The following is a 6,954-nucleotide window of genomic DNA, read 5'->3' as shown; positions in this document are numbered from 1 at the left end:
GCTTTTTGCCTTCTTGGACAATTTAGCTTATGACCTCGAGGGGCTAGCCGCCGGAGCTGGATGATAACAAAAGCGGAGGGGCTTTGCTCAGAGGCGACAAGCATAAGACGAACCGACCGGAAAGGCGCTATTTGCCTTTTTGGTCGGTTTGACTTATGTCTCGAGCTCTAAGCCCCGGAGCTGGATGATTACAAAAGCGGAGGCGGCTCGCTTAGCCCCCGACAAGTTTAAGATGAAAAACTACTGCAGGCACCTATAATATGCCTGCAGTTTTTTCTTTTCTCATAACCAACGACTTTAACCACGCCACCCTCTTCAATTGTTTCTGCTTGTGAAAAAACCATTTTGTCATCCAAGGATCCTCAGGCAGTGATGGTGTGCGGTACCAGTCCTTTTTAACTTTGGTATTCGATGACCAATCTTCCTCAATGTCCCAATGATGGGCGACTTTATCGTAGACACTTTGGAGTGATGGTGTATTCGTCCTTGTGAAAGAAGGCGAGCAAAAGCTTTCATAGTCTTTCCTTGATCCTGTTGGTTTCACTTTCAGGGCAAATTCATAAAAAGAAGGATAGTAATCGGGGTGGAACAAAATTTGGTAAAGGATATTCCCCATTTTGATGCGTTCATCCAACTTCCTGAAATCGTGAACACTTGCTCCGATGAGCTCTCCGTTCCCGTAAGGAAATACAACGGAACAAAAATGGAGATGATCCTCTATGAAGAATAAACCTGAACGGAATACCTTTTTCTTATACACAGGGTGTTCAATCACCGGTTTCTGTATCAAGTTCTGCTCGTTAATAATTTGAGATTGTACTAATCTGCCTTCATTTCTGTGTTCCCAAAAACGATCCCATTCTTTTTGCATAAAAGCCGAAACACCAAAATCATTTAACAGGTGAAACATTTTCTCCTTATATAACGTCGAATAATGATAGATAAGAAGTTGAGGAAAAGCATCCTGGAATATGGACCAATTCGCTCTTTCATAGGTCATAAAAAGATTCCTTCTGGTCTTTGGGGTTAACAGGGTCCTAAATGTTTCCCCTTCTAAATCAGTCATATTCCAGCCGGCGTTCCTTGAAACCATCGATGCAAGAAACGACCACTTAATCTCGGGATGGAGAAGGTAAAAACTTTGATAAGCTACGGTTCTTGTAATATTATCTTGATTGTGATGACATACAAAACGGCGAAGGAAATCAATCCACTCGTGTCTACGTTTAAAATCTGTAATATAGGGTAAAAAGCGATAGGTATTAGTGAATTCATCCATTTAATCCTCTTCTCCTTTAGTCATATCTTAAGGAATTTGTAATGAATTATTCACACAAAATGGAGTGGTTTCTGTTATGATATAGTTTAGTCTGCGAGGTGTATTCCCATGAAATTCCATTATCCTAATGGAAAAAGGTATACGGATACGAAATCATCTTCTAAAAAAACGAAAGTCAAACAAGTCACCTACAGTAACCGGGGGATGACGTTAGAGGAGGATATCAATGAAACCAACCAATATTATCTGGTTCACAAAACAGCCGTCATCCATAAAAAACCCACTCCAGTCCAAATTGTGGATGTTCATTATCCGACCAGGAGTGCAGCTGTAATCAAGGAGGCGTATTTCAAGCAGCCTTCCACCACTGACTATAACGGGGTATATAAAGGCCGGTATATAGATTTTGAAGCGAAGGAAACGAAAAATAAAACCTCTTTTCCCCTTCAAAATTTCCACGAACATCAAATAAACCATATGGAAAGTGTTTATTTGCAGGAGGGCATCACCTTCGTATTGCTAAGGTTTTCCTTGACTGAGGAAGTATTTTTACTCCCTTTCCAATCACTGAAAGGTTTTTGGGATCGGATGATAAACGGGGGCAGAAAGTCCATCAAGAAAGAAGAAATTGAGGAATCGGGCTATAGAATCGCACTGGGACTCCATCCCCGGGTTGATTACTTAAAAATAGTCCATCAGTTATATTTTTAGATAGTCAAAAATGAGATAATCTATAGTTTATCTCATTATAAGTAGTATAAATTGAAACTTAGACAATACTAAAAAGACAGAAGATTGAAAGCGAGGAAACATTATGGCTGGTCAATATAAGTCAAGAGAAGAAAAGCGTCTAGCCCAGCAGAAGTCTAAAACAAAGAAACCAAAAAAAGGCTCAATGGTGAAACGTGTAATCATTTCTTTATTTATAATAGGAATTATCGGTATGTTAGCAGGTGCAGGATTGTTTGCTTACTACGCATCCAGTGCTCCGAAGCTTGATGAAAAATTACTGAAAGACCCGGTAGCGTCAGAAATTTACGATATGAATGGCGAACTGATTACAACTGTCGGGAAGGAAAATAGAGAGTATGCAAACTTTGATGAGATACCTCAAACAATGCAGGACGCAGTCTTAGCGACAGAGGATAATCGTTTTTATAAGCATAATGGAATTGACCTGATTCGTCTGGGCGGAGCTGTCATTGCCAATATTACAGGCGGATTTGGTTCGGAGGGTGCCTCTACCATTACCCAGCAGGTAATCAAGGGTTCATTCCTCAGTCCTGATAAGACGCTTAAAAGAAAAGCCCAGGAAGCATGGCTTGCTCTTAAACTAGAGCAGGAATATACAAAAGAAGAGATCTTTGAGATGTATTTCAATAAAGTATATATGTCTGCAGGGATCCATGGCATGGCGACTGCAGCAGACTATTATTATGGCAAGGAAATTAAAGATATCGAACTTCATGAAGCAGCTGTGATCGCAGGACTGCCTCAAAGTCCAAACAACTATAACCCTTTTAAACATCCTGAAAGTGCAGAAAAGAGACGAAATATCGTTCTTTCCCTGATGGCACAGCATGGTAAAATCAGTGAAAAAGAAAAAGAAGAAGCTCAAAAGATCCCGATCACCGAAGGGTTGGTTTCTGAAGAAGAACTGGAAGCAGAAAATGGAAATAAATACCCTGCGTATGTTGATGCAGTTATAGATGAAGTTGAAAAGATGGGTGACTATAACCTGTTCTCGGATGGTTTAAAGGTCTATACCACTCTAGACACTAATGCACAGAAGCGTGTCGAGCAAATCCTGGCAGGTGAAGCAACCAGCTTCTCTTATCCAGACCAAGAAGGCGGGATCATGCAGGCCGGTATCACACTGATGGATACTCAAACCGGTGAGATCCGCGCTATCGGTGGTGGCAGAAATACTGAGGAAGAAGTGCAGCGCGGCTTCAACTATGCCATTGATACGAAACGCCAGCCCGGGTCGACTATCAAGCCTCTGCTTGATTACGGTCCTGCTGTTGAATACCTGAAATGGTCTACGTATCATATCCTGAAGGATGAACCTTATAAATACACAGATGGACCTGAAATCAACAACTATGATTTGGAACACAAAGGCGATATCACGATGAGAGAAGCTTTATGGGATTCACGCAACGTGACTGCCCTGAAAGCATTCCAGGAAGTAGGTTCGGAAAAAGCTGAAGAATTCGTGAACAGGCTTGGACTTGATTTCGACCATTACTACGAATCTGCATCAATCGGAGCGGTTTCACCAGGAATGAATTCTGTTCAAATGGCTGGTGCCTATGCCCCATTTGGAAATGAAGGTATTTACAATAAACCGCACACAGTCAAAAAAGTTGTCCTTCGTGATGGCGAAACCGAAATCAAAAACGAAAACAAACCTGAACCTGCAATGAAGGAATACACGGCCTATATGATTTCCGATATGCTGAAGAGCGTTATCGATCATCCAAGAGGAACAGGTGCCCGCGCGAAAGTATCTGGACTCCCGATGGCAGGGAAATCGGGAACAACCAACTATGACGAAAAAACAAGGGAAGCTAACAACATCCCTAAATCACATGCACCCGATTCGTGGTTTGTCGGATATACGACAAATTATACAGCCGCTGTATGGACGGGATATGACAAACCGAACAAATTTACATTAAGCCCGTCAGACCGTCACATAGCTCAATTTATTGTCAAAGACTTAATGAGCTATGTACATGAAGGTGTCGACACAGCAGACTTTAAGAAACCAGGAAGCGTGGTTGAAGTTCAGGTCGAAGAAGGAAGCAACCCGGCAAAACTGCCGAGTGACTACACTCCTGATGATAAGATCATCACTGAACTGTTTGTTAAAGGCACCGAGCCTACAAAGGTTTCCAAAGAATTCGATAAGCTTGATGCACCTAAAGGTCTGAAAGGTAAATTCAACAAGGATGATAAAACGATCACACTTGCTTGGGACTATGATAAAAAGAAAAAAGACGACGTTACATTTGAGGTTTCTGTACTGATAAATGGTGAGAATAAACAAGTCCTTACTACAACCGACAAAACCGGTTTAAATGTTGAAAATATCACGTCCACAGGCACATTTACCTTTGAAGTTGTCGCTATTAAAGATGATCAGCGAAGTGACCCTGCTACAGTGAATGTCAATGTAAAGGGTAACGACGATAATGAAGATGAAGAAGAAAATGAGCAGGAAAATGAAGAAGATCAAGGCGATGGCGAGGGACAAGGAAACGGCAACGGAAATGGCAATGACGAGGGACAAGGTGACGGTAATGACCAAGGAAATGATGATGGCAGCACCGGCGGCGAAGATGGAGATAATCCCCCTTCAGATGGTGACGGAACCGGTACAGGCGAAGGTACTGGAGATGGATCCGGAGAAGGCACTGGTGATGGTGGCAACGGTGAGGGCGGCGCTAGAAACGGCGAACGTTCAGACCGTGAATCATCCTTCCCAAGTTTGTTCAATCAATTACAATAACAAAAAAGGCAGCTCGGGGTTTCCCGGCTGCCTTACTTTTTGTTCTTTTTCAACTTATTGATAGCCATATCCTTCGCAACTTGTTTATGCTGCTCCTGAAATAATACCTTCAGCTGCACAAAGGAATGGTACAGGTTCGGGTTCTGTCTGATGAAGGAAATCCTCTCTACTGCATTTACCGGTTTAAGAGAAAGCTTCTCCATCTCATGCTGCCATTCTCTTAATACTGCCGGAACCGAATTACTCCAAAACAGGAGCATGTAAAATAATGCAACCCCTCTTTTCATGTGAAGCTGAACAGATTTATCGCGGGATTTAAATTGTTCATTAAGGATCACTTGTTCCTCATCCCAGGCGGCTATAACATCATTTACTGCATTATAACGATGCGCCCAAGGAGTATCCATCGTCTTTTCCCCGTTGTAATACAACATTTCATACGCAAAGTATTGTCCTTCTTCCATATAGTGTCCAGGGCTGACAAGCACTTCATTTCCAGCAAAAAAATACCGGTCTGACAATTGCTGAGGAACTTTCAGGCGTACCGCTCTCATATCTTTTCCTTCTTCTTCATTCTTTTCTGGCCTTCCCGGCATAAATCGAGAAGAGGACAAATATCACATTGCGGGGACTGGGCTTTACAATGATATCTTCCGAAGAAAATCAATCGATGGTGCGTTTCAGACCATTCCTCCCTTGGTAATTTTCTCATTAATGTTTTTTCAACTTCAAGTACACTATCTTTCCACCTGCAGATACCCAGGCGTTTACTAACCCTCTCCACATGGGTATCCACAGCGAGTGCTGGTTCTCCAAAGGCTACAGACACCACCACATTTGCCGTCTTTCTTCCTACTCCCGGAAGCTTGACCAGTTCTGAATGCTCCTTCGGCACCGTTCCCCCGTGTTCCTCCAAAAGAATCTCAGACAGCTTCTGGATATTCTTAGCTTTATTTCGGTAAAGTCCGATTGACCGGATATCCTGCTGGAGTTCTTCTAAAGAAACATTCAAATAATCCTGCGGGGTTTTATATTTTTCGAAAAGGCCCTTTGTAACTTTATTCACTAATGCATCCGTGCACTGTGCGGAAAGAAGCACTGCAATCACTAATTCAAACGGATTTTCATGCCGCAATTCGCAATGTGCATCAGGAAACATTTTTCTCATTTCATCTAAGCAGATCTGTATTTGTTTTTTATTAAGCACTCTTATCTTCTCCTCACTCTGAATACCTGTTCGTATGTAGTATACACTATTAAAGGGACTGACCCTAAAAAATGGGCGCAGTCCCTTTTGACGTTCATTATTGTTCCAGCCAATTATAGAAGGGAACCGATTTCCTCTTAGGCACTGAAGCCTCATTCTGAGCCGGCGATTTCTGATGCGTTCTGAACTTTTGACTTTGGTTACGGGCATCCTCTATCGTTTTTACACCGTTTTTCTTCCATTCAAATAAAATCCGGTCGATATACCTGAAATTCAGCTTTCCGGAAATGACTGCCTCCCTGAGTGCAGCTTTGATTATCGTGGAATTATGTTCATCCTGATCCAGCCACATGCTTAGAGTCTCACACTCAAGCGGTGAAAGAGGACGGCCGAATTCCTGCTCGAAGATCGAATAGATATCGGCTTCTTCTTCCATGGATTTTTGCATTTGTTTCATCTTGGAATCCTGAATGACAAAGTCAGCAAGCTTTTCCCACAGAGGAGCCAATGAGTATTTCTCGAATAGTATTCCATCTGCTGATGATCCTTCTTCAATCATAAGGAATTGGTGCTGCATCAGCTTTCTTAAGATGGATGAACAGTATTCAGGAGATATACTCATATGTTCTGAAAGTTCCTCCGGAGTTGGAAAATAGTTTCCTTTTTCTATCTGCCCATAGATATGCAGCAGCAGGACAAATTCAGTTTCATTTAATCCAAGCGTATGATAATTTGTCAATAATAATTGTGGAATGTTCAGGGTCCCTTCTTCTATCCAGGACACCATTAATTGTTTATAATCCATATACGGCACACCTCACCTTTAAGTATATCATGCTTATTATCTATGTCGATATGGATGTGTTCAGAAGAATTATTTAACACTTTAAGAACATTGAATACCGCTTTTGATTTCCGTGCAGGACTCCGCTTTCCGCGGGTAGCGCGTGA

At 42.0% G+C, this 6,954-nt stretch carries 6 protein-coding genes; 2 read left to right on the top strand and 4 right to left on the bottom strand.

The window, feature by feature from the left end:
• Window positions 1–253 precede the first annotated feature (253 nt).
• Window positions 254–1,279 (bottom strand): DUF2515 family protein, encoded by a 1,026-nt coding sequence (locus ACXAFV_RS09645; RefSeq protein ID WP_475126026.1) that lies wholly within the window; start codon window positions 1,277–1,279, stop codon window positions 254–256.
• Between the two features lie 108 nt (window positions 1,280–1,387).
• Here ACXAFV_RS09645 and recU point away from each other — a divergent pair, with 108 nt between their 5' ends.
• Both recU and ACXAFV_RS09635 read left to right on the top strand, forming a co-directional pair.
• The gene (gene recU / locus ACXAFV_RS09640; protein ID WP_475126025.1) at window positions 1,388–1,990 is read left to right on the top strand and encodes a Holliday junction resolvase RecU; all 603 of its coding nucleotides are present in this window, start codon (window positions 1,388–1,390) and stop codon (window positions 1,988–1,990) included.
• A gap of 103 nt (window positions 1,991–2,093) precedes the next feature.
• The gene (locus tag ACXAFV_RS09635; RefSeq protein ID WP_475126023.1) at window positions 2,094–4,796 is read left to right on the top strand and encodes a transglycosylase domain-containing protein; all 2,703 of its coding nucleotides are present in this window, start codon (window positions 2,094–2,096) and stop codon (window positions 4,794–4,796) included.
• A 32-nt stretch (window positions 4,797–4,828) separates the two neighbouring features.
• On the opposite strand, the gene ACXAFV_RS09630 is transcribed toward ACXAFV_RS09635, so the two are convergent.
• The 3 genes from ACXAFV_RS09630 to ACXAFV_RS09620 all read right to left on the bottom strand — a co-directional run bounded on the left by ACXAFV_RS09630 (window position 4,829) and on the right by ACXAFV_RS09620 (window position 6,808).
• Window positions 4,829–5,350 carry a YpoC family protein gene (locus ACXAFV_RS09630; protein WP_475126021.1) on the bottom strand — a complete coding sequence of 174 codons (522 nt, stop codon included), beginning with the start codon at window positions 5,348–5,350 and terminating at the stop codon, window positions 4,829–4,831.
• Window positions 5,347–6,003, bottom strand: coding sequence for an endonuclease III (nth, locus tag ACXAFV_RS09625; RefSeq protein WP_475126020.1), 657 nt, complete (start codon window positions 6,001–6,003; stop codon window positions 5,347–5,349). The genes ACXAFV_RS09630 and nth overlap by 4 nt, the downstream gene beginning before the upstream one ends.
• A 97-nt stretch (window positions 6,004–6,100) precedes the next feature.
• Window positions 6,101–6,808, bottom strand: a complete 708-nt coding sequence (locus ACXAFV_RS09620; RefSeq protein ID WP_475126019.1) for a DnaD domain-containing protein — start codon at window positions 6,806–6,808, stop codon at window positions 6,101–6,103.
• Between the last annotated feature and the right edge of the window lie 146 nt (window positions 6,809–6,954).

The organism is Rossellomorea sp. ABR4_012, from assembly GCF_056159545.1.
The sequence above is the reverse complement of the archived record's forward strand: the minus strand, read 5'-3'. Positions and strand labels throughout refer to the sequence as shown.